The organism is Pseudomonas sp. Tul2A7, from assembly GCF_054790505.1.
The window spans coordinates 5,131,653-5,156,693 of record NZ_CP186499.1 but is presented as its reverse complement, the minus strand read 5'-3'; the positions used below and the strand labels follow the sequence as shown (position 1 = coordinate 5,156,693).

The following is a 25,041-nucleotide window of genomic DNA, read 5'->3' as shown; positions in this document are numbered from 1 at the left end:
GGCTCACTCCTACAGGGGTTATGTGTATGGACAGTCATACCGAGACCTCTTCGGTATCCGCATTGGTCTTGCCAAAGCGTCGCCCGAGGCGGTCGAAATACAGGTAGATCACCGGCGTGGTGAACAGCGTCAGCACCTGACTCACCAGCAGACCGCCGACCATCACCAGCCCCAGTGGCTGGCGCAGTTCAGCCCCGGAACCGGTGGCGAGCATCAACGGCACCGCACCAAACAGCGCCGCCAGCGTGGTCATCAGAATTGGCCGGAAGCGCAGCAGCGCCGCCTGATAAATCGCCTGCTCCGGCGCCATGCCTTGGGTGCGTTCAGCATCGAGGGCGAAGTCGATCATCATGATCGCGTTCTTTTTCACGATACCGATCAGCAGAATGATACCGATGATCGCGATCATGCCCAGATCATTGCCGCTGAGCAGCAACGCCAGCAAGGCGCCGACTGCCGCCGATGGCAAGGTCGACAGAATGGTGATCGGGTGGATATAGCTCTCGTACAACACGCCCAGCACGATGTACATGGTCACCACCGCCGCCAGAATCAGCAGCAAGGTGCTCGACAACGACGCTTGGAAGGCTTCCGCTGCACCCTGGAACTGGGTCTGCACGCCGACCGGCATGCCGATGTCCTTTTGTACCTGTTCGATAATGTCGACTGCATGCCCCAGCGCCACGCCGGGCGCGAGGTTGAACGACATCATCACTGCCGGGAACTGGCCGATATGGGTGATCGCCAGTTGCGCCTGACGTTCTTCAACATGGGCCAGGCTCGACAGGCGTACCTGTGCGCCATCAGTGGTTTTGACGTGAATCTGGTCCAGCGCCTGCGGGCCGATCTTCTCCCCGGCCTGGGCCTGCAGCACGACGCGGTATTGGCTGGCCTGGGTGTAAATGGTCGAGATCTGCCGCTGGCCGAACGCGTCGTACAGCGCATCGGTGATGTTCGCCACCGAGACGCCGAGGCGTGACGCGGCATCGCGGTCGATCACCAGATACACCTGCAAACCCTTGTCCTGCAAATCACTGGCAACGTCGGTCAGTTCCGGACGTAGTGCCAGCGCTTCGACCAGCCGTCCGCTCCACTGGCTGAGCAGTTCGGAATCCGGCGAAGACATGCTGAACTGGTATTGCGTGCGGCTGACACGGTCTTCGATGGTAAGGTCCTGCACCGGCTGCATAAACAGGCGGATGCCGACCAGTTTGTCCAGTTGCGGTTGCAGGCGCGCAATCACTTCAGTGGCGCTCAGATCGCGATCGCCATGGGGCTTGAGGTTGATCAGCAAGCGGCCGCTGTTGAGCGTGGCGTTATCGCCGTCGACACCGATGTAGGACGACAGGCTCTGCACCGCCGGATCTTCAAGAATGATTTTCGCCAATTCCTGTTGGCGTTCACCCATTGCCGCGAAGGAAATCGACTGCGGCGCCTCGGAAATGCCCTGAATCACACCAGTGTCCTGCACCGGGAAGAAGCCCTTTGGCACGACCATATAGAGGAACACGGTCAACGCCAGTGTGCCGATAGCCACCAGCAAGGTCAGTGGCTGGTGCTTGAGCACCCAGCGCAGCATCCGACCATACTCGGCGATCATCCAGTCGATGACAGCACCGCTGGCACGGTAGAAACGGCCCTGCTCATGTGCTTCCGGCTCACGCTTGAGCAGACGCGCGCACATCATCGGCGTTAGGGTCAGCGAGACCACCAGTGAAATCAGAATCGCCACGGCCAGAGTGATGGCGAACTCGCGGAACAACCGCCCGACTACGTCCGCCATGAACAACAGCGGAATCAGTACCGCGATCAGCGACAGGGTCAAGGAGATCAGGGTGAAGCCGATCTGCTTGGCGCCCTTGAGCGCGGCTTGCATCGGGCTGTCGCCCTCTTCGATGAAGCGCGCGATGTTCTCGAGCATGACGATGGCGTCGTCGACCACAAAACCGGTGGCAATGGTCAGGGCCATCAGGGTCAGGTTGTTGACCGAGAACCCGGCCAGATACATCACGCCAAAGGTGCCGATCAGCGACAGCGGCACGGCCACCGACGGAATGATCGTCGCACTGGCGCGGCGCAGGAACAGGAAGGTCACCATCACCACCAGGGCGATGGCGATCAGCAACTCGTGTTGTACGTCGGTGACCGAAGCACGGATGGTTTGCGTGCGGTCGGTCAGCACGGTGACATCGAGACCGGCCGGCAGGTTGTCGGTGATGCTCGGCAGCAGCGCCTTGATGCGGTCGACCACCTCGATCACGTTGGCGCCCGGCTGACGCTGGATGTTCAGCAACACGGCCTGATTCAGGTTGGCCCACGCAGCGAGGCGTTCGTTCTCGGCGCCATCGACGATTTCCGCAACGTCCTTGAGCCGTAGCGGCGCGCCGTTCTTGTAGGCGAGGATCAGGTTGGCGTAGTCCTCGGGCGAGGTCAGTTGGTCGTTGGCGTCGAGCATCGACACCCGCGTCGGGCCGTCGAAGTTGCCTTTCGGCTGGTTGACGTTAGAGGCGCCGATCAAGGTGCGCACGTCCGACAGGTTCAGGCTGTTGGCGGCCAACGCTTCCGGGTTGACCTTGATGCGCACGGCCTGACGCTGACCACCGGCAATGCTGACCATGCCGACGCCGCTGATCTGGGCGATTTTCTGCGCCATGCGCGTATCGACGAGGTCATTGAGCTTGGGCAGCAACATGGTTTTCGAGGTGATCGCCAGGGTCAGCACCGGGGTGTCCGCCGGGTTAACCTTGTTGTACACCGGCGGTGCCGGCAAATCGGTCGGCAGCAAATTGGTCGCGGCGTTGATCGCGGCTTGCACCTGTTGTTCGGCGACGTCCATGTTGATGTCGAGGCTGAAGCGCAGGGTCAACACCGACGCACCGCCAGAGCTGGTCGAGGCCATTTGCGTGAGGCCCGGCATCTGCCCGAACTGGCGCTCGAGTGGCGCGGTCACGGCACTGGTCATCACGTCCGGGCTGGCGCCGGGATACAAGGTCATGACGCGGATGGTCGGGTAATCGACCTGTGGCAGCGCCGACACCGGCAGCAGGCGGTAAGCGATCAGGCCGGCCAGAACAATGGCCAGCATGCTCAGGGTGGTGGCTACCGGTCGGAGGATGAACAGCCGCGAAATGTTCATGCGCCCTTCTTGGCCTTGTCAGTGACAGCAGCGTCAGTCGGGGTGGCGGCAGATTTGCCTTGCAGGTGTTCGGTCGGCGTGGTCGGCACCTGATTGCTGTCGTTGACCACTTCCACTTCGCTGCCTTCCTTGAGGCGGTCGGTGCCTTCCAGTACCACGCGGTCGCCGGCAGTCAGACCTTCGGTAATGACGGTGTTTTCGCCGTCGCTGGCACCAATCTTCAACTGGCGAATGGTGACTTTCTTGTCGCCGTCCAGCGCATAGACGAAGGTACCGTTGGTGCCAAACTGGATGGCCGCCGACGGTGCCAGCACCACACCTTTCAGCGTGTCAGCCAGCAGGTGCACGTTGACGAACTGATTGGGGAACAGCGCCTGATCGCGGTTTTCGTAGCGGGCCTTGAACTTCAGGGTGCCGGTGGCGACGTCGATCTGGTTGTCGAGGCTTTGCAGCACGCCGGTGGCTTGCAGTTTGGTGTCGCCGCGATCCCACGCTTCGGCCGGCAGCTTGGCGCCGCTGCGATAACGTGCTAGCACGGTTTCGAGGCTGTTTTCCGGCAAGGTGAAAGCGACGCTGATCGGTTGCGTCTGGGTGATCACCGCGAGGAACGTGGTGTCGTTGGCGGTGACAAGATTGCCGACGTCAACCTGGCGCAGACCAACACGGCCGGCAATCGGCGCGCGGATCTTGGTGAATTCGAGATTGAGCTTGGCGTCGTTGACCGCGGCCTGATTGGTCTTGACCGTGCCCAGATACTGACCGACCAGCGCTTCGGCGGTGTCCAGCGTCTGTTTGGCGATGCTGTCCTCTTTGTACAGACCGCGATAACGCTCGACGTCAACCTGGGCGTTTTTCAGTTGTGCCTGATTCTGCAGCAAAGTGCCTTCAGCCTGCAGCAAGGCGTTCTGGTACGGACGTGGATCAATCTCGGCCAACAGGTCGCCGGCCTTGACCATCTGGCCTTCTTCGAAATTGATCTTGACCAGCTCGCCGCCCACCCGGCTGCGCACATTGATGGTGTTGAGCGCGGTCACCGTACCCAGCGCCTTGTAATACAGCGGGAAATCACCGGTAACCGCCGGCGCCACGCGCACCGGAATTGGCCCGGCGCCGCCACCGAAGCCCGGCCGCATCATTCCCGAACGCCCGGTGTGCCCGGCCGCAGCCTTGTCTGCGCCCTCCTTGGAACTCGAGCCGGCAGGCCAGAATTTCCAGCACAGGACAGCGATCACCAACAGGACAAGCAGGCTGATCAGCCAGCGACGGGAGTTACGGGGAGACGATTGCATGGAGTGATTAACCATTGGGCGCGTGGGCTTCTTTTACGGGAGGCTGAACGATAAGCACTGATGGGGAATTAGCAAAGCAGCTTTACCGGCAATTTACTTACACCTTACGTTTCAAGGTGTGAGGCAAAACACTGATACACAAATGAAAACGGCCTGGACAGGGCCAGGCCGTTAACAATTGTAAAAGCGCTTACTTGAGAACGGACAGGGCCGCTTCGTAGTTAGGCTCTTCGGCGATTTCCTTGACCAGTTCGCTGTGCAGGACGTTGTCGTTTTCGTCCAGAACCACAACGGCGCGAGCGGTCAGGCCTTTCAACGGGCCGTCAGCAATGGCCACGCCGTAGTTCTCGATGAACTCGGCACCGCGCAGGGTCGACAGGTTCTGTACGTTTTCCAGACCTTCGGCGCCGCAGAAGCGCGCTTGGGCGAACGGCAGGTCAGCGGAGATGCACAGCACCACAGTGTTGCTGATGTCGTTGGCCTGAGCGTTGAACTTGCGCACGGAGGTGGCGCAGGTCGGGGTGTCGACGCTTGGGAAGATGTTCAGCACTTTGCGCTTGCCGGCAAAGTCTTTCAGGGTGACGTCGGACAGATTGCCGGCAACCAGAGAAAAGGCTGGCGCCTTGGAACCGGCTTGTGGCAACTGGCCGTTGACTTGAACCGGATTGCCTTTAAGGGTGACTTGAGCCATGACTTGAGTCCTTCTGATGTTTTGATTGGAAAGCATGCAAGAGGCCGAAGTTAACCACGAAATTGTCCGACGACCTATGCCCTGTTTGGAAATTGTTGGGTGCCTGCGCAAAAAATTGTATACAAAACCACAACCATTCCCCTGTAGGAGTGAGCCTGCTCGCGATAGCGGTCTTTCATATACGCAAATGTTGACTGACACACCGCTATCGCGAGCAGGCTCACTCCTACAATGGATCTGTGGTGTGAAAAATTCTCCGCACTTTTACCTGAGGCCCTGTCGATTCACCGCTGGCTCGTTCGACTAAACAACGAATCCCCACAATCCAAGGAGTAACCGCCATGCGCTTCATGATCCTTGTAAAAGCCAGCGCCGATTCGGAAGCCGGCATCATGCCCAGCGAAGAGCTGATCACCGCCATGGGCAACTTCAACGAAGAACTGGTCAAGGCCGGCATTCTCATCGACGCCGACGGCCTCCATCCGAGCAGCAAAGGCGCTCGCGTGCATTTCTCCGGGGACAAACGCACGGTCATCGACGGGCCGTTCATCGAGACCAAAGAACTGGTGGCGGGTTACTGGATCTGGGAAGTGAAATCGAAAGAAGAAGCCATCGAATGGGTCAAGCGCTGCCCTAACCCGATGCCGGGCGAGTCCGATATTGAAATCCGCCAGATATTCTCCGCCGAAGACTTCGGCGCCGAGTTCACTCCCGAGGCACGCGCCCAAGAAGAACGCATCCGCGAACAGGCCAAGAAAAACAGCTAAACCGGACACCACATGTAGGAGCTGCCGAAGGCTGCGATCTTTTGATGTTGATCGTTCCCACGCTCTGCATGGGAATGCCTCAAGGGACGCTCCGCGTTCCAGCTTGCGAATTTGACGCAGAGCGTCAAGGGCTGCATTCCCACGCAGAGCGTGGGAACGATCATTCAACAGAGATCAGTTCTTGAGTTCGACGTGATTGAGGGCTTGATTCACCGCGAGTTCCCCCAGCATGACGATCTGTCTTAATTGATCGTTCCCACGCTCTGCATGGGAATGCCTCAAGGGACGCTCTGCGTTCCAGCTTGCGAATTTGACGCAGAGCGTCAAGGGCTGCATTCCCACGCAGAGCGTGGGAATGATCATTCAACAGAGATCAGTTCTTGAGTTCGACGTGATCCAGGGCTTGATTCACCGCGAGTTCACTCAGCATGACGATCTGTCTTAATTGATCGTTCCCACGCTCTGCGTGGGAATGCCTCAAGGGACGCTCTGCGTTCCAGCTTGCGAATTTGACGCAGAGCGTCAAGGGCTGCATTCCCACGCAGAGCGTGGGAACGATCATTCAAGAGCGATCAGTTTTTGAGTTCGACGTGATCGAGGGCTTGATTCACCGCGAATTCCCCCAGCATGACGATCTGTCTTAATTGATCGTTCCCACGCTCTGCGTGGGAATGCCTCAAGGGACGCTCCGCGTTCCAGCTTGCGAATTTGACGCAGAGCGTCAAGGGCTGCATTCCCACGCAGAGCGTGGGAACGATCATTCAAGAGCGATCAGTTTTTGAGTTCGACGTGATCGAGGGCTTGATTCACCGCGAGTTCCCCCAGCATGACGATCTGTCTTAATTGATCGTTCCCACGCTCTGCGTGGGAATGCCTCAAGGGACGCTCCGCGTTCCAGCTTGCGAATTTGACGCAGAGCGTCAAGGGCTGCATTCCCACGCAGAGCGTGGGAACGATCATTCAAGAGCGATCAGTTTTTGAGTTCGACGTGATCGAGGGCCTGGTTGACGGCCAGTTCGCCCAGCATTACGACTTGTGCGATGCCCAGTGCAGTCTTGCGCTGTGAGGTTTCCAGCGAGGCGGCGAAGTTGATCAGCATCTCGCTGGCCGAGCCGAGGGTTTCGCTGGCGTTGGCGAGCAGGGATTCGGTGTTGTACCTGGGGTTGGCGAGGTACATGGGTTCCGGCTCGTTGGCGCTGGACATGATGCGGGCGGCGGGATTGAGGTAGTAGTCGAGGGCGCGGTCGGCGGCTTCGTGGAGTTTTTTACTGTCGACTGAGGCGTAGGGGGATGTGGTGTCGGCGTCTGATTCTGGGGGATTGGGTGTTGGTTTTTTCATAGTGGAACTCCACTGGAAAATTGGAGCTGCCCCATTCGGTTTCCGGACGAAGAGGTGGCAGCTGTACGCAGGTTGGAAACCCGGGCAGCGGCGACCCGGTCGACCCGAAGGTCTCCCGCGCACAGCCGCCATAACGGAGTGCACACATTCGAAGTGCGCAAGGATACGTTATGAAAGGCGTGTACGCGCCACTAATACCCGACGGGGTTTCCAGTCCCGGTCGCTGATTTGGCAGCGACGAACACAGGCTAGAGACCCGACGTCCGACGGACAACCTGAAAACCTTGTGGGAACGTTCCGCAAAATCCAAACAACGTTTAAACATCCCGAATTGAAATACGCATATGTAAGAGCTGCCGAAGGCTCGAACCACGATCGGACGATCGAAAATCACCGAGCGCTTCCAGCAGGACATTGTGCGCAGCACCTTGCAGGACGTCGGCATTGGCTCGGCCGCTTGGGTCAACTACACGTGCCGCGTTGGGATGGAGGGAATCCTTACCTTCGCTGGTTTACCGGGCAATGATGTAGCGCCTCAGCAAATGCCATCGCGGGCAAGCCCGCTCCCACAGGGAACGATGTGAATCAAAAATCGTATTCACAACGCCGAACCCTGTGGGAGCGGGCTTGCCCGCGATGGGGCCATCAACTGCGCTGAATTATTTGGACCCGGACTTCAGCTTGAGATACGACTGACGCAAGTCCGAGGCCCAACCATCGATCACCGGTTTGACGTCATTCGCCGTCATCGCCTGGGTGTCATTTTCCAACGGCTTGCCGGTACCTTTGCGCACCACTTGCGCGACGACCTTGTTACTCGCGCCATCGAGGAACACCGCTTCGGTGGCCAGAGTGGTTTCCTGATCGCGGATACCGCTGGCGGTGCTGACCGCTGCGGCGACCAGAGCGATCGGAATCACCTCATACGCGTGCAGGCCTTCGGTCTTGCTGCTCACGGCGGTGATCGCCGCACGCACCACAATCACGCCTGGGCCCGGGCCGGTGGCCAGCGGCAAGTCTTTGCCTATCTCACGTTTGAGCGCCTGATCGTAGTAGGAGGTGATGCCATTGAGGGTTTGCTGGGAGATCTTCGCGGTCGGTTGCGGTTTCGGGTAGAGCTGGGTTGGCTCGATGTACACACTGGTGAACTTTTTGATGTCGACCTTCGGATCGATCCAGCGCATGACCTCGGCACCGGACGGAGATTTGGCTTCCTTGAGCTGGCTGTAGTCTTTGAGAAAGCCTGAGTACTCTTTCGGGTCGACGGTTTTGCTGGAACAACCTACCACTGCGAGAGTGGCAAAACACAGTGTGCCCATCATCACTGCTAGCTTCATGCTGTAACTCCTGTCAGAAGGCCGAAAACTTTGTCCGGGGGAATTACAGGTATAGCTAAAACCTCGGTAATTGCGATGGCAAAGCACAATATTCACGCAAGGCTGCGCGGCGGATCACAACGGTCATTTGACAGACGCCGGTCATCCGGCAAAGCTGCACCGGGCTTGAACGCACATCAGACGGCAAATGCACCTGGACTACGGAAGTCGCAATGCCCAAGCATAAAAATAAAACAGCACAACCTGACCCTGATTCGCCTCGATCTGCAATTTCAAAGTACCTGTTCCCGATCACCATCGGTGTGCTGCTCGCCGCCGTGGCGGGGATCGGCTGGTTTCTCTTCAGCCCTGCGCCCGCCCCCGTAAAAACTGCACCAATAAGCGTGCCGGCGACCGTAAAGCCGCAGCCCGTTGTGGCGAGTAAACCGGCAACGATGGTCGATGAACAGCAATGCCAGGGCTGCCACACCGAACAGGTCAAGGACTGGCAAGGTTCGCATCACCAATTGGCGATGCAGCCGGCGAACGCCGAGACCATGCTCGGCGATTTCGATAACGTCACTTTCAAGGCCGAAAGCGAGACCACACGCTTCTCACACAAGGGCGCTGAGTTCTGGGTCAACACGCCGGGCATCGACGGCAAGAACGCTGACTTCAAAGTCGCCTACACCTTCGGCATCGCACCGTTGCAGCAATATCTGATCGAGGTCGGCGAAGGTCGCTTGCAGGCGCTCGGCGTGGCCTGGGATACCGAGAAGCATCGCTGGTTTCACCTCTACCCCGGCCAGGGCGTCAACTTCAAGAATCCGCTGCACTTGAGCAAGCCGAGCCAGAACGCCAACTTCATGTGCGTCGAGTGCCACACCACTGGTTTCAAGCGCAATTTCGATGCGGCCAGCAACACGTTCAACAGTCACTGGAACAGCCTTGGTGTCGGTTGTCAGGCGTGTCACGGGCCGGCATCAAATCACTTGGAGTGGACGCAGAAAAAAGGCGATCTGATTCATCAGGGTTTTGATGTCGATCTCAAGGACAAGAACGCCACCGTCGAGATCGAAACCTGCGCGCGCTGCCACGCGCGCCGTGCACCGCTGGGCGATGGCTACACCGTCGGCAAGCGTTTGATGGATGATTACCTGCCGAGCACCCTCACCCGCGAGCTGTATGCGCTGGACGGCAAGATCAAGGATGAGGTGTTCGAACACGGTTCGTTCCTGCAAAGCAAGATGTTCGACAAGGGTGTGCGTTGCAGCAATTGCCACAACCCGCACAGCAGCGAACTGAAAGCACCGGGCAACGCGGTGTGCCTGCAATGTCACAACACTGCCGGCAAGACCTCGGTCGAAGGCGTTGATGGCAAGGGCTTGCAGAGGAAGAACTACGACTCCATTGAACACACCCGCCACACCATGGGTCAGCCTGGCTCGCAGTGCGTGGATTGCCACATGCCGGGCAAGTTCTACATGGGCAACGACTTCCGCCATGATCACAGCTTCAGCATCCCCAACCCGGAGCGAGCGCAGAAACTCGGCACGCCGGATGCCTGCCTGACGTGTCATCAGGGCAAGGCTGGCGACAAGGTCACCGCGCAGTTCAAGTTATGGAGCGCCTCCAGCGCAACCCAGGCTCCGCGTTATGACGAAAGTCTGTGGCTGATCCGAAATGGTCAGCCGGGGGCAGCCGATGCGCTGTATGAGCAGTTGCAACGCAGCAACCTGCCAGCGATCCAACGGGCGACGTTGCTGGCGGAGTTGCCGCTGTACCCGAGCGAACAGGCGTTGAAGCTAGCGACGCAGGATCTGAAGAACCCGGCGCCTCAGGTGCGCGAAAGTGCCGTGCGGGCGATCAGTGCATTCCTGCCGCCGCCAGAGCGCGCGCCGTTGTTGGCGCCGTTGCTGGGCGATCCGGTGAAAGCCGTGCGCATCGTTGCCGCGAGGGATCTGTTGAGTGTGGCGCGCAATAACGGACTTGGTGCGGCGCAAGCCAACTGGGATGCAGCGATTGCCGAGTACGAAACGGTACAGAAGAGTCTGCTGGAGCGTGCCGAGGCCAATCTGAATCTGGCGATGTTGTATCAGGCCAGTGGCCGAGGTTCGGAGGTCGAAGGTCTGTTGCGCTCGGCGCTTAAGCGCGACCCGGATTTCTACCCGGCGCTGGTGACTCTGGTGCAATGGCTGGAAGCCAATGGTCGCGCTGCCGAAGCGCGAACGTTGTTGGATGACAGCCTCAAGCAGCATCCTGACGCGGCGCTGTTGCAGCACACCCAAGGTCTGTCGCTGATCCGCGCCGGCAAGGCAGCCGAGGCCATGTCACCGCTGAAAAAAGCCGCACAACTGGAGCCGCAGAACGCGCAGTACGGTTATGTGCTGGCGGTAGCGCTGCATGAGCGCGGCAAGGTCGATGAGGCGTGTGCGGTGCTCGAAGGTCTGCTCAAGGTGCAACCGGCGAACCGCAATGCGCGGTTATCGCTGATTCAGTGGTATCTCGACAGTGGGCAGGAGCCTAAGGCGCAGGTGTTGTTGCAGGGGTGGAAGAAGATGAATATGGGGGATCCGGCGCTTAAGTGATTGGCTGGAGATTGTCTTCCCTCACCCTAGCCCTCTCCCAGAGGGAGAGGGAACCGATTGGGGGATGTTCAAGAGTTATGCCGACGTGAGCGATTGGCTTTGAATCCAAAATCGACTCGGTCTGTCACGTCGGTATCGCTCGCCAGACAACTCGGTCAGTCCCCCTCCCTCTGGGAAAGGGGACCGACCGGGGGATATTCGAGAGATGCACCGACATGAGCGATTGGCGTTGAATCCATAATCGACTCGGTCTTTCACGTCGGTGCAGGACGACAGACACCCCGGTCAGTCCCCTATGCCAGAGGTAGAGGGACCGATTGGGGGAGATTCAAGAGATACACCGACGTGAGCGATCGGCTTTGAATCCATAATCGACTCGGTCTGTCACGTCGGTGCAGGACGACAGACACCCCGGTCAGTCCCCTATGCCAGAGGTAGAGGGACCGATTGGGGGAGATTCAAGAGATACACCGACGTGACCGATTGGCTTTGAATCCATAATCGACTCGGTCTGTCACGTCGGTGCAGGACGACAGACACCTCGGTCAGTCCCCTCTCCCTCCGGGAGAGGGTTAGGGTGAGGGGCTTTTCAAGGTTCAACCGATTTACCAGGATGAGGTCTCACCACTACGCAAAGCCATCTCCCGCCGGCTGTTGATGTGCATCGCCTTGATCAACGACACCGTACCCACCAACAAAATCGCCGCGCCCAACAGAAAGTCGATGTTGTAGAGCTGAAAATCCTGCACCGGCCCGATCAGCAGCACCCGCACGATCGCGGCGCCCAACAGCGTGGCCAGGAAGTCGATCCCCGGTTCATTACGGTAAAACACCAGCAGCAACGGCAGACACAGCACCAACAGCAGCAGCAACACTACAACCTTGAACGAGCCTTTGCGCTCGACGCTGAAGGCACATTCGTGCGGTCCGTAAGCCTTGTAATCCTCGTCGCGGATCATCGAGGTTTTCTCGTTGATGTAGTCGACGCGGTTGTACTTCTGGATCGGCGTGAAGGTGTTGGACATCTCCATCAGCGTGGTGATGTTCTTGAAACGCAGGTCGATGCGCTCGCTGCCCTTGAGGTAATAGAGCACCGGTTTATAGCCGTACCGATAGGTGTCGAACGGGAATTCAGTGACCTGACCCTGTACGCCGATCGGGCGCGGTTCAAGTTCGGCGTAGGCGCTTTTATTAGTCGCGGACAGGTTGCGGCTCAGCGGCTGCACCTTGACCTGTTCAAGGAAGATCGGCGTGACGCCGTAGGACCATTGCAACGGCTCCAGACGCAGACGCAGTTCGTTGCGAGCGAGGTCGTAGCGGTTGAAGGTACGTTCCGAAATCACCAGGGAACCGCTGAGCATGAACTCGCCGCGCAGGTTGTTGGTGACGCGCAAGGTCAGTTGGTCCTTGCCCAGCAACGCCGCTTCCGTGGACGGTGGCGTACCGCACCACGCGGTGCTTTCGCCGACACCGCCGAGCTGCCCGCCGCTGTTTTCCTTGAATACATAAAAGTAACTGGCCCACAGCGTCACCATTAACAGCAACGCTGTGAGGCCGAGGATTTTTTTGCCCGGACTCACTGATCAGACTCCCTTCTTCGGTTCCATCGTCCAGCCGAAAACCCGCTGGCGACGGCGACTCTACCAAAAGGCCAGCATCGACCCAAGGGAAAATGCCCAACGAGTGAGGGTTGTAGGGGTTTCCCCGGTGGCAAAAGCAAGATCAAAAGATCGCAGCCTGCGGCAGCGCCTACAGTTGACCTCGTGTAGGAGCTGCCGCAGGCTGCGATCTTTCAGACCGTCAACGCCGACGGAAAAGCGGACGTGGTTCGATGACTGAGCGCCCATACAACACGCTCATGCCAGCCAACCCTTTCAGCGCATCTTCGGCAGACTTGTCCTCGCGCACCGCGAAACTGTCGAACCCGCACTGGCGCATATGGCTGAGCTGATCGCGCAACACATCGCCAATCGCGCGCAACTCCCCTGCCCAGCCGAAACGACTGCGCAGCAGATAAGCCTGGCTGTACGCCCGACCATCGCGAAAGCTCGGGAAATCCAGCGCGATCAGCGGCAACGACCCCAGCCACGGCACCAGACTTTCAACCTCATCATCCGGGCCGAGCCACACCGCGTGAGTCGACGGCGATTCAAGCCAATGCATCAGCGGTAACATCAGCAATCCGTCCGGCCTTGCCGTCGATGGCTCACGCACCAGCGTCCACGGATCGTCCGTCACAATCCGCGCTTCACCCTGCTCCAGTCGCAGCAGATTGTTCATGACGACACCTCCAGCGTCTTCGGATAGACCCGTTCCTTGAACGGCTCCAGTCCGATCCGCGTGACGGTGTCGACAAACAGTTCCTCGTGCTCGCGATAGCGCACAAACGTGCCGATGATGCGCTCGATCACCTGTGGCACCTCGGCGGCGCTGAACGATGGGCCGATGACTTTACCCAGTGCGCTGTTTTTGCCCTGGGCGCCGCCGAGGGTGATCTGATACCACTCGCTGCCGTTCTTATCGACGCCAAGGATGCCGATATTGCCGATGTGGTGATGGCCGCAGGCGTTCATGCAGCCGGAGATATTCAGGCTGATATCGCCCAGATCGTGCAGGTAATCAAGATTATCGAAACGCGCCTGAATCGCTTGGGCGATCGGGATCGATTTGGCGTTGGCCAAGGCACAGAAATCGCCACCCGGGCAGGCAATGATGTCTGTCAGCAAGCCGACGTTGGCGCCGCCCAGGTCATGTTTGCACGCCAGTTGCCATAGCGCGTAGAGGTCGGTTTTAGGTACATCGGGCAGAACGATGTTCTGCTCATGGGCAATACGAATCTCGCCAAAACCGAAACGTTGCGACCAGTCGGCCACCGCGAGCATCTGCACGCCGGTGACATCCCCCGGCGGTGAGGCCATGCCCGGTTTGGTCGACAGCACCACGCTGGTGTAACCCGGCACCTTGTGCGGTTGCACATTGCGCGCGACCCAACGGGCGAACGCCGGGCTTTCCGCCAGGCGCGTGCCGAAGTCCAGATCGGTGTCGGCCAGGGTGTGATAGACCGGCGGCACGAAGGCGCTGGCGACACGTTGGCATTCGGCCTCGGTCAACTGCGCCGGGCCGTCCTTGAGGTGTTGCCATTCCTCTTCGACTTCCTTGGCGAACGCCTCGATGCCCAGCGCCTTGACCAGAATCTTGATCCGCGCCTTGTACTTGTTGTCGCGCCGGCCGTGGCGGTTGTACACCCGCAGCACGGCTTCGACGTAAGACAGCAAATGCTGCCACGGCAAGCCTTCGCGGATCTGCAAACCGAGGATCGGCGTGCGCCCCAGACCTCCGCCGACGATCACTCGCAGGAGCATCTGCCCGTCGCGTCCGGAGTAAAGGTACAGGCCGATGTCGTGCATCATGATCGCCGCGCGATCCTGCTTCGCCGAGCAGATGGCGATCTTGAATTTGCGTGGCAGAAAGAGGAATTCCGGGTTTATCGTCGACCACTGCCGCAGGATCTCGGCCAGCGGGCGCGGGTCGATCAACTCGTCCGCCGCCACCCCGGCGAAGGCCTCGGTGGTGATGTTGCGCACGCAGTTGCCGGAGGTCTGGATCGCATGCATGTTGACCTGCGCCAGACGCTCGAGGATGTCCGGCACCTCGGCGAGTTCGATCCAGTTGAACTGCATGTTCTGCCGTGTGGTGAAGTGGCCGTAACCGCGATCGTAATCACTGGCGATGCTGGCCAGCGTGCGCATCTGCTCGGCGCTCAAGGTGCCGTAAGGAATCGCCACCCGCAGCATGTAGGCGTGCTTTTGCATGTACAAGCCGTTTTGCAGGCGCAGCGGCAGGAACTCCTCTTCGCTCAATTCCCCGGCCATGAAGCGCTCGACCTGATCGCGAAATTGCGCAACACGTTCGAACACCAGCGCCCGGTCGTAATCATCGTATTGATACATGCCACTGCCACCTCATCAGTTATTCCTGTGGGAGCGAGCCTGCTCGCGAATGCGGTGTGTCAGGCAACTGCATTGTTGGCTGACACACCGCATTCGCGAGCAGGCTCGCTCCCACAGTTTTCTTCAGAGCACTATGACGAAGCAGCGCAGCACGTTACAGATTCACCTGAAGCGATAAAAACCATATCAGGGCGCGGCAGAACGCCGCAGCCAGCCCTTCAATCTGATCCGCACAAATGAAAGATTCCTGAGCCTGTTTTGTTTCTGGCGGGGTTTCTACAGTGCAGCTCATGCCAGACCGGGTGGCCTGGCAAGACTTTGCAACCGTGGATGAACTGACCATGAGCACAGCAACAATCGGACAGGCTTATAACTACAAGGTCGTCCGCCAATTCGTTATCGCGACGATTTTCTGGGGTGTGGTGGGCATGGCGATGGGTGTTTTGATCGCCTCGCAACTGGTCTGGCCGGAGATGAATCTGGACCTGCCGTGGACCACCTTCGGCCGACTGCGCCCGCTGCACACCAGCCTGGTGATTTTCGGTTTCGCCGGCAGCGCGCAATTCGCCGCCAGTTACTACGCCGTGCAGCGTACCTGCCAGGTGCGGCTGTATTCGGACAAACTCGCGGCGTTCACCTTCTGGGGCTGGCAATCGGTGATCGTGATCATGCTGATCACCCTGCCGATGGGCTATACGACCACCAAGGAATACGCCGAGATCGAATTCTCCGGCGCGGTGTGGATGGCCGTGGTCTGGGTCGCCTACGCCGTGGTGTTTTTCACCACCGTGGTGCAGCGCAAGACCAAGCATATCTACGTCGGCAACTGGTTTTTCGGCGCGTTCATTCTGGTGATCGCCATGTTGCATGTGGTCAATCACCTGTCGATTCCGGTGGACTGGTTCAAGTCGTATCCGGTGTATTCCGGGGCTACCGATGCCATGGTGCAGTGGTGGTATGGGCACAACGCGGTGGGCTTTTTCCTCACCACCGGGTTCCTCGGGATGATGTATTACTTCGTGCCGAAACAGGTCAATCGGCCGGTGTATTCGTATCGCTTGTCGATCGTGCATTTCTGGGCGTTGATCACCCTGTACATCTGGGCCGGCCCGCACCACTTGCACTACACCGCGCTGCCGGACTGGGCGCAGTCGCTGGGCATGGCCATGTCGCTGATCCTGCTCGCGCCGAGCTGGGGCGGGATGATCAACGGCATGATGACCTTGTCCGGTGCCTGGCATAAGTTGCGCACTGACCCGATTTTGCGCTTTCTGGTGTTGTCGCTGGCGTTCTACGGCATGTCGACGTTCGAAGGGCCGATGATGGCGATCAAAACCGTTAACGCCCTCTCCCACTACACCGACTGGACCATCGGCCACGTCCACGCCGGCGCGTTGGGCTGGGTGGCGATGATCACCTTCGGTGCGACTTATCACATGGTGCCGAAAGTCTTTGGCCGCGAGCAGATGTACAGCACACCGCTGATCAACCTGCACTTCTGGCTGGCGACCATCGGCACGGTGCTCTACATCGCTTCGATGTGGGTCAACGGCATCACCCAGGGCCTGATGTGGCGGGCGATCAACGAGGACGGCACGCTGACCTATTCGTTTGTCGAGGCGCTGCAGGCCAGCCATCCCGGGTTCATCGTGCGCTTTGCTGGCGGGGTGTTCTTCCTTACCGGGATGTTGCTGATGGCCTATAACGTCTGGCGCACAGTGCGGGTGGCCGACGTCGCACTGGCGCACCGCGAAGCGCAGATCGCCTGAGGCAGGGAGCCGCTCGTGATGGAGATTTTCTTTGATGTGTTGGGCGTGGTGTTTCTGTGGCTGGCGGTGGAGTACTGCTTGCGGCGAGAGACGGCGGACAGTCTGGATGAGGCGAGTATGGTGCCGTTTGCCGATGACCCGGAGGTGGCGCGGCGGGTGGAGCTGGCTACCGGTAAAACCGTGAAAGCGGTGGCGCCGGAGGTGGCGAAGCCGGGGTGGGTCAATCTCGATATGTGAGGGGTGTCAGTCGGGTTGCCCTCACCCTAGCCCTCTCCCGGAGGGAGAGGGAACTGACCGAGTTGTGCTTTCGAATTACACCGACCGGAAATTTCGAGTCGAACTCAGGTTTTGAACAACACTCGGTCTGCTCCCTTTCCCCCTCGCCCCCCTTGGGGGAGAGGGCTGGGGTGAGGGGGTAAGCCTTTGATCTTAACCGCGCTCGCGCGGAATCAGGCTCTGCAACTGCTGGGCGAGGAAGTTGGCATCAAAGGCAAACGTATCCGGATCCTTCAGCCCATTGGTCTTGCGCCACTGCCACTCACCATTCGCCAGTCCCACCAACGAAATGCTGCCATAACGCGCCGCCGTCAGCCCCATCACCGCAAGCGAAATCTGCCCCGCACTGCCCATCACATCCGGCACGAACTCCACCGGTTTGCCGGCAATCACAATGCTCAGTTTCTCAGTCTTGAAGGTCGAGGTTTCCACCGGTGTGCTCGGCCCGAACGCGACGTACGCCTCGCGATTTACCTCCAGCAGATTCGGCGCCTGCACCGGTTCCAGCCATTGCTGAATATCGCCGAACAGCGCGGTAATCCGCGTGGCCCAGACCGCTGACTGTGTTTCGAACAGTTGCTTCTTGTGCGCTTCGCTCTCGGCGTAATGACGAAGCATCTCGCCCAATTGTTGTACGTCGTCCATAGCGGTGTACCTCGGAAAGGACCTGCAATACTCGATAGTGGCAGATACCAGCCGCTGCGTACGTTTAACCTGCACCAAGTCCGATGAAGCACCATGACACTTGGGTGAAAGATCAGCAGTACAGTCACTTGCTGCTGGCATCGAAGCATGAAGAAAAGGAAACTCCGGGCAGACCTGAACGCTCGACACTGTCATTTGCCTGAGGACATCCAATGCGCACCATCGGCCTGATCGGCGGCATGAGCTGGGAATCCAGCGCCGAATACTATCGACTCATCAATCAGCAAGTCCGTGATCGTCTCGGCCCGTTGCGCTCGGCGCAATTGCTGATGTACAGCGTCGACTTCGGCCCAGTCGAACAGGCCCAGCACGCCGGGCGCTGGGACGATGCGGCGGCGATTCTGGTCGATGCTGCGCGCAGGCTCGAAGCTGGCGGCGCCGAATGCGTGGTGCTGTGTACCAACACCATGCACAAGGTCGCCGAACAGATTCAGGCGGCGATCAGCATTCCGTTTCTACACATTGCCGAACCGGCCGCGCAGGCTGCCCTGTCGATCGACGCACGCACGGTGGGATTGCTCGGTACGGCATTCACGATGGAACAGGACTTTCTCAAACAACGCCTGGTCGCCAAGGGTTTGACCGTATTGGTGCCGGACGAAACAGAGCGCAAGGACGTGCACCGGATCATCTACGACGAACTCTGCGTCGGTGTGATCAGCGATCAGTCGCGAGAAATCTATCAGCGGGTGATCGAATCCCTCACCGCGCGCGGCGCTCAGGCAATCATCCTCGGCTGCACCGAAATCGGCATGTTGATCAAACCCGAACACAGCGCCCTGCCCCTGCTCGACACCACCGAACTGCATGCACAGTCGGCGGTGGCGTTCGCGCTGGGCGATTGAGTCAGGTTTTCGGCCGATTGCGCAGGCGGGCCATGCTCAGGGTGTCGACCCACTGCCCGTCGCGCACCGCGTAATCGCGAAACAGGCCTTCGGTTTCGAAACCGAATTTGCGGTAGAGCGCGATGGCGGCCTCATTGTCGGCGTAAACCGAGAGTTCGACGCGGTGCAGATTCATCCAGTTGTCGGCCACATCCAGCGCCGCCGCCAACAGCTTCGACCCCACGCCTTTGCCCTGCCACGCCCCGGCGACTGCCATACCGACGCTGCCGGCGTGGCTGCGACGAATCCGGGAATAGTTTTCCAGCCCCAGATGGCCGATCACCACGCCCTGATGTAGCGCGACCAGCTTCAACACCCGTTCATTTTCCGCCAGCAGCCGTTGGCGCCAGACGTCGACGGACTGAAACGGCATCTGCAACACCTGCCGGGTGACGGCTCGCTCGTTGTACAGCGCAGTGACAGCCTCGAGGTGCGACTCGCCGAAGCGTTCGATGTGAATGGCGGCGTTGTGGTCGGGCATGGCGGATCCTTCCTGGATCGATGTGTGGCTGACCACTCTAAACCGATAAACCGCTGTCTGGCGAATATCAAAATGTGGGAGCGAGCCTGCTCGCGAAAGCGGTGTATCAGGCAACAGATATGTTGAATGTCAGATTGCTTTCGCGAGCAGGCTCGCTCCCACAAGGGGAATCGAGCACAGGAGGAATGCGTCAGGGCTGGAACCATTCGTGGCGTTCGTTGAAGGTGTGGTGGATGAGGTCGGTCAGGGTTTGGACTTCGCTGATATTTTGTGAGTCCGCGTTGACCGCCAGCCACGCCTGCAATTGCATCGGTTCCTCGAACAGCCCCGGTAGCGCAATCAGGCCACGGTCGAAGCGGCTCATGTACGCCGGCAGCAAACCAATGCACGCGCTGCAGCGGATCATCTCCAGCATCAATTCATAAGACTGCATCTGCACCACCCCGGCCAGACGCTGTTCAACCAGTTCATTCCAAGGTCGAAAACTGTCGATCTGCCGATCATGTTGCCATTGCACCAGCATGAAATCGGCAAGGTCATCAGGCGTATCCGGGCGCGCGGTGACGCGGGAGTAGCGTTTGGCGATGTGCGGCAGGTAGTCGAGGCGCGCCAGTGGTTGCGGTTCGCTGGTGGCGAAGGTCGGGCCGGGGTATGGGGTTTCGCCGTGGGCGAGCCAGAGGACGACGTCGGCGCTGACGGCGCGCAGTGACAGTTCACTGTCCAGCGCGATGATTTCCAGGCGTACGCTGGCGTTGCGGCGCAGCAGTGCGATGAGGTCGCGGCCGAGAATGTCGTGCAGGATCGATTCGGCGACGGCGAGGCGAATCAGCGGTTGTTCGATCACCGGGAGTTTGCGTTCGTTGGCCAGCGCTATCAGTTTGGCCTGCAATTGCTGGCCTTCGCGGGTCAGGCTTAGGGCGCTGCCCTGGAAGCTGAACAGGGTGTGTTGCAGTTCTTGTTCGAGCTGCGCCAGTTGTTTGCGCAGCAACGTCGAGCGTACGTTGAGGCTGCGTGCGGCTTGCATGAAGCAGCCGCAGCGGGCGCTGACCAGAAAGTATTGGGCGACGTCGCTGTCGATGGTGGCGGCGTGAGCGAGCCACGGTTCGCTGTGGTCATGGGGCCAGTGGTAATCGGGGTTGCCCTGTCGTCCTGCGGGTTCGGTGAATGACATCGATGACTCCCTGTCGATCTTTGTAGTTGCCTTTACGCAATTCCTTGTAGGAGTGAGCCTGCTCGCGATAGCGGTGTGTCAGTCGACATTTCTTAACCTGACACACCGCTATCGCGAGCAGGCTCACTCCTACAGGGGTTGTGGTGTAGGTGAAATCAGTGTTTTTCCTCTAGGACTTGGTTGAGTTCGGCGCCGTCGATGCTGAGTGTCGCGGTGTTGAGCATGCCGTCCAGATACGCTTGGGCAATCTGTTCCTGCCGCTGCGCACGCAAGGCCTCGGTTAGCTGATCGCGCAGTTCATCGAAGGTTGCGGTGCGTGCAGGCTGTTGCTCGGTGAGTTTGATCACGTGGAATCCGGCAGCACTTTGCACGGGATCGGAAACCGCGCCGACCTTGAGCCGCGCCACGGCGCCTCGCACCTCCGGCACCAGTTGCTGCAACGGTTGCAGGCCACTATCGCCGCCGCGTTCAGCGGTGACGCGATCCTGCGAATACTGCGTCGCCAGTGCAGCAAATTCTGCCGGCGTCGCCTGCGCTTTCTTGCTCAGTTCAAGCGCCTGCTTGCGCACCGCTTCAAGCGTCTGCGGATCATTCACCCCAAGGAAAATCTGACTGACCCGATACAACGCCGGTGTCTGCCAATTCGCTTTGCCCGCGTCATAAGCCTGCTGCAATTCAGCCGCACTCGGATAATCCGTCGGCACCTGACTGACCGAACGCAAGTAATCGCGGAAGACAATCTGTTCAGTCGCCGCGCGAGTCTGCCGCGCAACTTCCGGACGCTGCGCCCAACCCTGCGCATCAGCCTGCTCCAGCACCGCTTTCTCGGCCAGCCGCGTGCGAATCCAGCGTTCCAGCGCTTCACGATTGCCGCGTAATTGTTCGCGGGTCTCTGGCGGGACTGTCGCCAGCAACGCCTGAAGTTCCGCAGGGGTCACCTGCTGATTACCCAAGCGCGCCACCGCCGGCCCCGCAGCAACCGCCGCCAGCGGCGACGATTGCTGGGCGGCGACCGGGTCACTGCCCGGCCGCACCACCAGCGCCACGGCCACCACCAACAGCGCCACTGCCGCAGCGCTGATCACCATGGCAGGCTTTTTCACAGCGCGACTTCCTCTTGCTCGGCGACGGCGGCTTTCGCGGTAGATGCTTGCGCGGCTTGAGTGAAATCACGCAGATAAACGATGAACTCCTGCAACAGACGATCCCACAACTCCAGGTTGCCACGCAGGTGATCGTTGCTCACGCCTGCCGCCACCACCACATCCATTTCCATCACCAGAAACTCGCCCTGCAACGACAACCGCGCAAACCGGCGGCTGGCGTTCCACTGCTCGGCCACACCCTGTGGCAACTCACCCTGCACCCGCAGCGCACAGCTGAAAGTGAAGTCGACGTAGCTGCCCTGCTCCACCGCCGGGTTGCCGAAACGCACGGCGTAGCCGATGCCCTGGCTGGCGCTGAGCAACTGGACGATGCCGTTCTGTTCGGTCTGGTTGACGCGATAACCGGCGGCTTGCAGGACGTCGGTCAGGGATTGTGGGGAAACATGGCTGATCAATTGAGTCATTACTTCTTCCTTGTTTATCAGTGCGAGAGCGCGGCTTGCGGCGCGTCGAATTGAGTCTTGTAAAGCTCGTCACCAAACCCCTGGGCCAGTTCATCGAACTTGACCCGGGCGCTGCCCGCGAAGGGCTGGCGGATCTTCATCACCTCGGCCACGTCGATGTTTTCGTAGGCAGTGAGGATCTGTTTGGCGACGCCGTACATCTGCTGATTCTTGACTGAACATTGCTGCACTTGTGTGTCACGTTCAGTCAATTGCGCTTGAAGCTTAGACCGTTCTGCCTCTTTGGCACGGGCCATGACCAGCAACTCGTCATAGGCCTTTTTGAACTTGCCGGTCTGCTCGGCGCTGGCTGCCACTTGCGCCTGCGCCTGGCTGTGCAGGCTCTGCTGCTGCCCGGCCAGTTGCTCAGCGACGCCTTTGGCCTTGGCCAGTTCGGCGCTCAATTGCTTGATTTGCGCCTGCGCAGCCTTGGCTTCGTTCTGCGCCGCGAGTTGCGCGGCGCTGGCCTGGGCTTGCTGACTTTGCAGGGCCTGCAACTGCTGCGTGGTGCTGCGCAATTGCGTGCGCAGGCGTTCTTCCATGCCTTCGGCATTCGCACCGGTAGCGCACAACAAGCCGAGGCTCAGCCACAACAAACGCGTTTTCATAACCCTCTCCCGGCGCCTTAGAAGCGCGTGTTGATCTCAAGCTGCAAGACGTCGATGTCGAACGGCGCGCCGTACACCGCTTCGGTGCTCATCCAGCGACCGGTGGCGTAAACGTTCTTCGCCAGACCGTAGTTGCCGCCGATGAAATAACCTTTGGCGTTGGTGCCGCCGAGGTGGAACGAGGAGTCGTTGAAGCCGTCCGGCAAGGCATCTGGCTGGATGTACTTGTAGCCAGCGAACATGTTCCAGTCGCCCTGCTTTTTCAGGTCCAGCGCGCTGCCGAGGGTGAACTGCACCATCCACGCATTGGCGCCGCTTTCGATATCGCCGTTGCTGTCGAGGTTGTTGACGATCTGCCCGGCCGAACGCTTGCGCATATCGCCTTCGTCGTAGGCGAGGTTGTGGATGTAGTTGCCCTGGCTGCGCAGTTTGAAATCTTCCGGCAGGTCGGCATCCCACACCATGTTCAGATCCAGCAGATTGAATTCCGAAGCAAGACCAACAAACTGCGGCTGCGGCGTGGTGGTCGGGTTAAGCGGGTTCGGCGTGATGTCGCGCAGCAGGAACACGCTGTTGCCCTTCTGCATGAACGCCGCGCGGCTGCCATCGCTGTCACAGCCCGGTGCGCCGGCCCACGGTTCGCAAGGGCTGGAGCGCTGACCTTGAATGTCATCGAAGCGGTAGTAAGCCAGCGCACCTTTCAAGCGGTTGTTGCTGTTGATCGCCCACTTGGCGCCGATCTGCGCGCCGTACAGCCACTTGTTGTCGCTCTCTTCCTTGTCGAAGCCGTTGCTGCTGGCGGTGTCGTTGGTGTAGTCCACCGGGAACGCACCGACGGTGCCGAACACGCCCCAATCGCGGTTGAGCTTGTGGTCGAAAATCGCTGCCACGCCGTCGAAGTTCAAGTCGTTGGAATAGAGCATGTCGGTGGACATGAACGGGTTGGCGAAGCGCCCGCCGGTCAGGGTCAATTCATCCGTAGGCTTCCAGTTCAGGTAGCCCTGATCGAGCCAGATGTCCTTTTTGGCGAAACCGCCGCCGAGGTTCTGCGTGGTCGACACCGGGTTGTTGTCCGAGCCGGTGCCGATGCGGATACCCGCAGTCCATTGCGGCGAGATCTCGGCTTTCATGCCCAGCCGCGCACGGATACGGAATTGATTGGTGCGGTCTTCGCGGGTGTTGAGCAGCGGCGGCAGATTGGTGCTGCTGTTGGGGTTTACGTCGTACGGGCCGTTGTTGTTGAGCTTGGCGAAGTCGACGATCTCGTTGCTGTTGCTGTCCGAGTAGTAGCGCGATTCGTTGCGCAAGCGAATGTCGCCGTCGAAACTGATGCGCGCCGCCCACTCCGGGAAGCTGTTGGGCGCGGCCCAGTTTTCCTGTTTGGCGGTGGCCATGACCTCGGCTTTGACCTGATCACGGATCTGGTCGCGCACCGCGGCCGGCACGTATTGCACACGGACGTCGCCCGGCGCCGCCACTGGCCCCGCCGCCACAGCGGTGGATGCCGCTGCTTGTTTAGCCTGCGCCGCTTCGTTCTGCGCCTGAGCGATCAGCGCATCGGCCTTGTCCTGTTTCAAAATGCCCTGCTCGACCAGCAAGCGGATCAGATTGATCGTGGCGTTCTCCGATGGCGCAGGCGCTGCCGCGGCCTGACCGACCAGGGTCGCAATGACCATGCCGACCGCCAGGGACAATCGATTCACGTTGGAAATCATCTGCACACAACTCCTTTTGCCAAAGCGTAAATAAATGAATTAACCCGGACGCCGCCCTTGCAGGGACAGGCGCACAGGCAAAGTGATGGAGGCCGGTGGCCGTTCGCTGAGGGCCGGAGCACCGCGCAGCGCCGCCAGAACTTGCGTATCGATCTCGGGGTTGCCGCTCGACTTGATCAGCTCGACGCGGGTGATCTCGCCGACGCTGCTCAGCCAGACATCGGCCTGCAACGAGAACGCGAGGTTGCGCAGCTCGGGGTTCTCGCGCAGCAAACGCTGGAAGGTGAACGCCAGGAACTGGCTGTACGTACCCGTGCCCAAACGTCCGCCGCCGGCCCCGGCCATGCCGCCGCCCTTGCCCGCGCCGATGTTGAAGGCGTCGTTGCCGGATTGCGCATCGCCGTCCATTTGCATTGGGTTGGCCAGATCGTCCGCCGGTGATGGCGGCGCTTCTTCCTCGGGCTTGACCTCTTCTGGCTCCGGCGTTGGCTCAGGCTCGACGACTTTTTCTTCCACCGGAGTTTCTGGTTCTGGCGGTTTTTCCGGCGGCGGTGGTGGCGGTGGCGGCAACGGAATGATTGTCGGCACCTTCGGCGCTTCGCGGCGGATGCCGCTCATGTCGTTGGCCCACTGCCAGAGGAACCACGCGGCGAGCGCGCCGATCAGCACGCCGGCGCCCCACTTCGCGTAACGCAGCGCTGGCTTTTTCACCAGCAGCGGCTCGATCGGGAGTTGTGCGGTCATGAC

General features: G+C 59.8%; 21 protein-coding genes. 5 read left to right on the top strand and 16 right to left on the bottom strand.

What is annotated here, in order from left to right; genetic code table 11:
- Positions 1–34 precede the first annotated feature (34 nt).
- The 3 genes from ACOYXJ_RS23120 to tpx form a co-directional block, all read right to left on the bottom strand.
- The gene (locus ACOYXJ_RS23120; RefSeq protein WP_460371663.1) at positions 35–3,136 is read right to left on the bottom strand and encodes an MdtB/MuxB family multidrug efflux RND transporter permease subunit; all 3,102 of its coding nucleotides are present in this window, start codon (positions 3,134–3,136) and stop codon (positions 35–37) included.
- A complete protein-coding gene (locus ACOYXJ_RS23115; RefSeq protein ID WP_150792616.1) occupies positions 3,133–4,440 on the bottom strand; it encodes an MdtA/MuxA family multidrug efflux RND transporter periplasmic adaptor subunit in 1,308 nt (435 codons plus the stop codon). Before ACOYXJ_RS23115 ends, ACOYXJ_RS23120 begins: the two co-directional genes overlap by 4 nt.
- A 175-nt stretch (positions 4,441–4,615) precedes the next feature.
- Entirely contained in the window at positions 4,616–5,116 is a 501-nt protein-coding gene (gene tpx / locus ACOYXJ_RS23110) for a thiol peroxidase (protein ID WP_007955056.1), read from the bottom strand.
- Positions 5,117–5,457: 341 nt separating this feature from the next.
- Between tpx and ACOYXJ_RS23105 the strand changes: the two genes are divergently transcribed.
- On the top strand, positions 5,458–5,883 hold the full coding sequence (locus tag ACOYXJ_RS23105; RefSeq protein WP_150792615.1) for a YciI family protein: 426 nt from the start codon (positions 5,458–5,460) through the stop codon (positions 5,881–5,883).
- A 970-nt stretch (positions 5,884–6,853) separates the two neighbouring features.
- Here ACOYXJ_RS23105 and ACOYXJ_RS23100 read toward each other — a convergent pair.
- Entirely contained in the window at positions 6,854–7,222 is a 369-nt protein-coding gene (locus ACOYXJ_RS23100) for a DUF6124 family protein (protein ID WP_102898934.1), read from the bottom strand.
- Between the two features lie 659 nt (positions 7,223–7,881).
- Positions 7,882–8,559 carry a DUF3313 domain-containing protein gene (locus tag ACOYXJ_RS23095; RefSeq protein WP_150792613.1) on the bottom strand — a complete coding sequence of 226 codons (678 nt, stop codon included), beginning with the start codon at positions 8,557–8,559 and terminating at the stop codon, positions 7,882–7,884.
- Positions 8,560–8,771: 212 nt separating this feature from the next.
- Between ACOYXJ_RS23095 and ACOYXJ_RS23090 the strand changes: the two genes are divergently transcribed.
- Positions 8,772–11,126, top strand: coding sequence for a tetratricopeptide repeat protein (locus ACOYXJ_RS23090; protein ID WP_460371659.1), 2,355 nt, complete (start codon positions 8,772–8,774; stop codon positions 11,124–11,126).
- Positions 11,127–11,731: 605 nt separating this feature from the next.
- Here the strand turns inward: ACOYXJ_RS23090 and ACOYXJ_RS23085 are convergent.
- The 3 genes from ACOYXJ_RS23085 to ACOYXJ_RS23075 all read right to left on the bottom strand — a co-directional run bounded on the left by ACOYXJ_RS23085 (position 11,732) and on the right by ACOYXJ_RS23075 (position 15,076).
- On the bottom strand, positions 11,732–12,706 hold the full coding sequence (locus ACOYXJ_RS23085) for a hypothetical protein (protein ID WP_460371657.1): 975 nt from the start codon (positions 12,704–12,706) through the stop codon (positions 11,732–11,734).
- 220 nt (positions 12,707–12,926) lie between these two features.
- Positions 12,927–13,406: a DUF934 domain-containing protein gene (locus ACOYXJ_RS23080; protein WP_460371655.1), complete on the bottom strand. Its 480-nt coding sequence runs from the start codon at positions 13,404–13,406 to the stop codon at positions 12,927–12,929.
- The gene (locus tag ACOYXJ_RS23075; RefSeq protein WP_460371653.1) at positions 13,403–15,076 is read right to left on the bottom strand and encodes a nitrite/sulfite reductase; all 1,674 of its coding nucleotides are present in this window, start codon (positions 15,074–15,076) and stop codon (positions 13,403–13,405) included. The genes ACOYXJ_RS23080 and ACOYXJ_RS23075 overlap by 4 nt, the downstream gene beginning before the upstream one ends.
- Positions 15,077–15,417: 341 nt before the next feature.
- Here ACOYXJ_RS23075 and ccoN point away from each other — a divergent pair, with 341 nt between their 5' ends.
- Both ccoN and ACOYXJ_RS23065 read left to right on the top strand, forming a co-directional pair.
- Positions 15,418–16,845: a cytochrome-c oxidase, cbb3-type subunit I gene (gene ccoN / locus ACOYXJ_RS23070; RefSeq protein WP_123375455.1), complete on the top strand. Its 1,428-nt coding sequence runs from the start codon at positions 15,418–15,420 to the stop codon at positions 16,843–16,845.
- Between the two features lie 18 nt (positions 16,846–16,863).
- Positions 16,864–17,082, top strand: coding sequence for a hypothetical protein (locus tag ACOYXJ_RS23065; protein ID WP_016983187.1), 219 nt, complete (start codon positions 16,864–16,866; stop codon positions 17,080–17,082).
- A gap of 192 nt (positions 17,083–17,274) precedes the next feature.
- Here ACOYXJ_RS23065 and ACOYXJ_RS23060 read toward each other — a convergent pair whose 3' ends face one another.
- Positions 17,275–17,766, bottom strand: coding sequence for a hypothetical protein (locus ACOYXJ_RS23060; RefSeq protein WP_460371651.1), 492 nt, complete (start codon positions 17,764–17,766; stop codon positions 17,275–17,277).
- A 212-nt stretch (positions 17,767–17,978) separates the two neighbouring features.
- Here ACOYXJ_RS23060 and ACOYXJ_RS23055 point away from each other — a divergent pair, with 212 nt between their 5' ends.
- On the top strand, positions 17,979–18,671 hold the full coding sequence (locus tag ACOYXJ_RS23055; RefSeq protein WP_460371649.1) for an aspartate/glutamate racemase family protein: 693 nt from the start codon (positions 17,979–17,981) through the stop codon (positions 18,669–18,671).
- A gap of 1 nt (position 18,672) precedes the next feature.
- Here ACOYXJ_RS23055 and ACOYXJ_RS23050 read toward each other — a convergent pair whose 3' ends face one another.
- From ACOYXJ_RS23050 to ACOYXJ_RS23020, 7 genes are all read right to left on the bottom strand, one after another.
- Positions 18,673–19,191 carry a GNAT family N-acetyltransferase gene (locus ACOYXJ_RS23050; protein WP_150792605.1) on the bottom strand — a complete coding sequence of 173 codons (519 nt, stop codon included), beginning with the start codon at positions 19,189–19,191 and terminating at the stop codon, positions 18,673–18,675.
- 190 nt (positions 19,192–19,381) lie between these two features.
- A complete protein-coding gene (locus ACOYXJ_RS23045) occupies positions 19,382–20,362 on the bottom strand; it encodes a LysR substrate-binding domain-containing protein (RefSeq protein WP_460371647.1) in 981 nt (326 codons plus the stop codon).
- A gap of 155 nt (positions 20,363–20,517) precedes the next feature.
- Entirely contained in the window at positions 20,518–21,465 is a 948-nt protein-coding gene (locus ACOYXJ_RS23040) for a peptidylprolyl isomerase (RefSeq protein ID WP_460371645.1), read from the bottom strand.
- Positions 21,462–21,932: a YbjN domain-containing protein gene (locus ACOYXJ_RS23035; RefSeq protein WP_150792602.1), complete on the bottom strand. Its 471-nt coding sequence runs from the start codon at positions 21,930–21,932 to the stop codon at positions 21,462–21,464. The genes ACOYXJ_RS23040 and ACOYXJ_RS23035 overlap by 4 nt, the downstream gene beginning before the upstream one ends.
- Positions 21,933–21,949: 17 nt before the next feature.
- Positions 21,950–22,579, bottom strand: coding sequence for a DNA repair protein (locus ACOYXJ_RS23030; RefSeq protein WP_150792601.1), 630 nt, complete (start codon positions 22,577–22,579; stop codon positions 21,950–21,952).
- Positions 22,580–22,596: 17 nt separating this feature from the next.
- The gene (locus tag ACOYXJ_RS23025; protein ID WP_460371643.1) at positions 22,597–24,294 is read right to left on the bottom strand and encodes a putative porin; all 1,698 of its coding nucleotides are present in this window, start codon (positions 24,292–24,294) and stop codon (positions 22,597–22,599) included.
- Positions 24,295–24,333: 39 nt separating this feature from the next.
- The gene (locus tag ACOYXJ_RS23020) at positions 24,334–25,038 is read right to left on the bottom strand and encodes an energy transducer TonB family protein (protein WP_460371641.1); all 705 of its coding nucleotides are present in this window, start codon (positions 25,036–25,038) and stop codon (positions 24,334–24,336) included.
- Positions 25,039–25,041 lie beyond the last annotated feature (3 nt).

Bases quoted from the DNA above. Each gene is read 5' to 3' on its own strand.
- tpx (WP_007955056.1), bottom strand. From the start codon at position 5,116: ATGGCTCAAGTCACCCTTAAAGGCAATCCGGTTCAAGTCAACGGCCAG.
- ACOYXJ_RS23050 (WP_150792605.1), bottom strand. From the start codon at position 19,191: ATGCCCGACCACAACGCCGCCATTCACATCGAACGCTTCGGCGAGTCG.
- ACOYXJ_RS23105 (WP_150792615.1), top strand. From the start codon at position 5,458: ATGCGCTTCATGATCCTTGTAAAAGCCAGCGCCGATTCGGAAGCCGGC.
- ACOYXJ_RS23090 (WP_460371659.1), top strand. From the start codon at position 8,772: ATGCCCAAGCATAAAAATAAAACAGCACAACCTGACCCTGATTCGCCT.
- ACOYXJ_RS23045 (WP_460371647.1), bottom strand. From the start codon at position 20,362: ATGTCATTCACCGAACCCGCAGGACGACAGGGCAACCCCGATTACCAC.
- ACOYXJ_RS23065 (WP_016983187.1), top strand. From the start codon at position 16,864: ATGGAGATTTTCTTTGATGTGTTGGGCGTGGTGTTTCTGTGGCTGGCG.
- ACOYXJ_RS23020 (WP_460371641.1), bottom strand. From the start codon at position 25,038: ATGACCGCACAACTCCCGATCGAGCCGCTGCTGGTGAAAAAGCCAGCG.
- ccoN (WP_123375455.1), top strand. From the start codon at position 15,418: ATGAGCACAGCAACAATCGGACAGGCTTATAACTACAAGGTCGTCCGC.
- ACOYXJ_RS23030 (WP_150792601.1), bottom strand. From the start codon at position 22,579: ATGAAAACGCGTTTGTTGTGGCTGAGCCTCGGCTTGTTGTGCGCTACC.
- ACOYXJ_RS23100 (WP_102898934.1), bottom strand. From the start codon at position 7,222: ATGAAAAAACCAACACCCAATCCCCCAGAATCAGACGCCGACACCACA.
- ACOYXJ_RS23075 (WP_460371653.1), bottom strand. From the start codon at position 15,076: ATGTATCAATACGATGATTACGACCGGGCGCTGGTGTTCGAACGTGTT.
- ACOYXJ_RS23095 (WP_150792613.1), bottom strand. From the start codon at position 8,559: ATGAAGCTAGCAGTGATGATGGGCACACTGTGTTTTGCCACTCTCGCA.
- ACOYXJ_RS23035 (WP_150792602.1), bottom strand. From the start codon at position 21,932: ATGACTCAATTGATCAGCCATGTTTCCCCACAATCCCTGACCGACGTC.
- ACOYXJ_RS23115 (WP_150792616.1), bottom strand. From the start codon at position 4,440: ATGGTTAATCACTCCATGCAATCGTCTCCCCGTAACTCCCGTCGCTGG.
- ACOYXJ_RS23055 (WP_460371649.1), top strand. From the start codon at position 17,979: ATGCGCACCATCGGCCTGATCGGCGGCATGAGCTGGGAATCCAGCGCC.
- ACOYXJ_RS23080 (WP_460371655.1), bottom strand. From the start codon at position 13,406: ATGAACAATCTGCTGCGACTGGAGCAGGGTGAAGCGCGGATTGTGACG.
- ACOYXJ_RS23060 (WP_460371651.1), bottom strand. From the start codon at position 17,766: ATGGACGACGTACAACAATTGGGCGAGATGCTTCGTCATTACGCCGAG.
- ACOYXJ_RS23025 (WP_460371643.1), bottom strand. From the start codon at position 24,294: ATGATTTCCAACGTGAATCGATTGTCCCTGGCGGTCGGCATGGTCATT.
- ACOYXJ_RS23120 (WP_460371663.1), bottom strand. From the start codon at position 3,136: ATGAACATTTCGCGGCTGTTCATCCTCCGACCGGTAGCCACCACCCTG.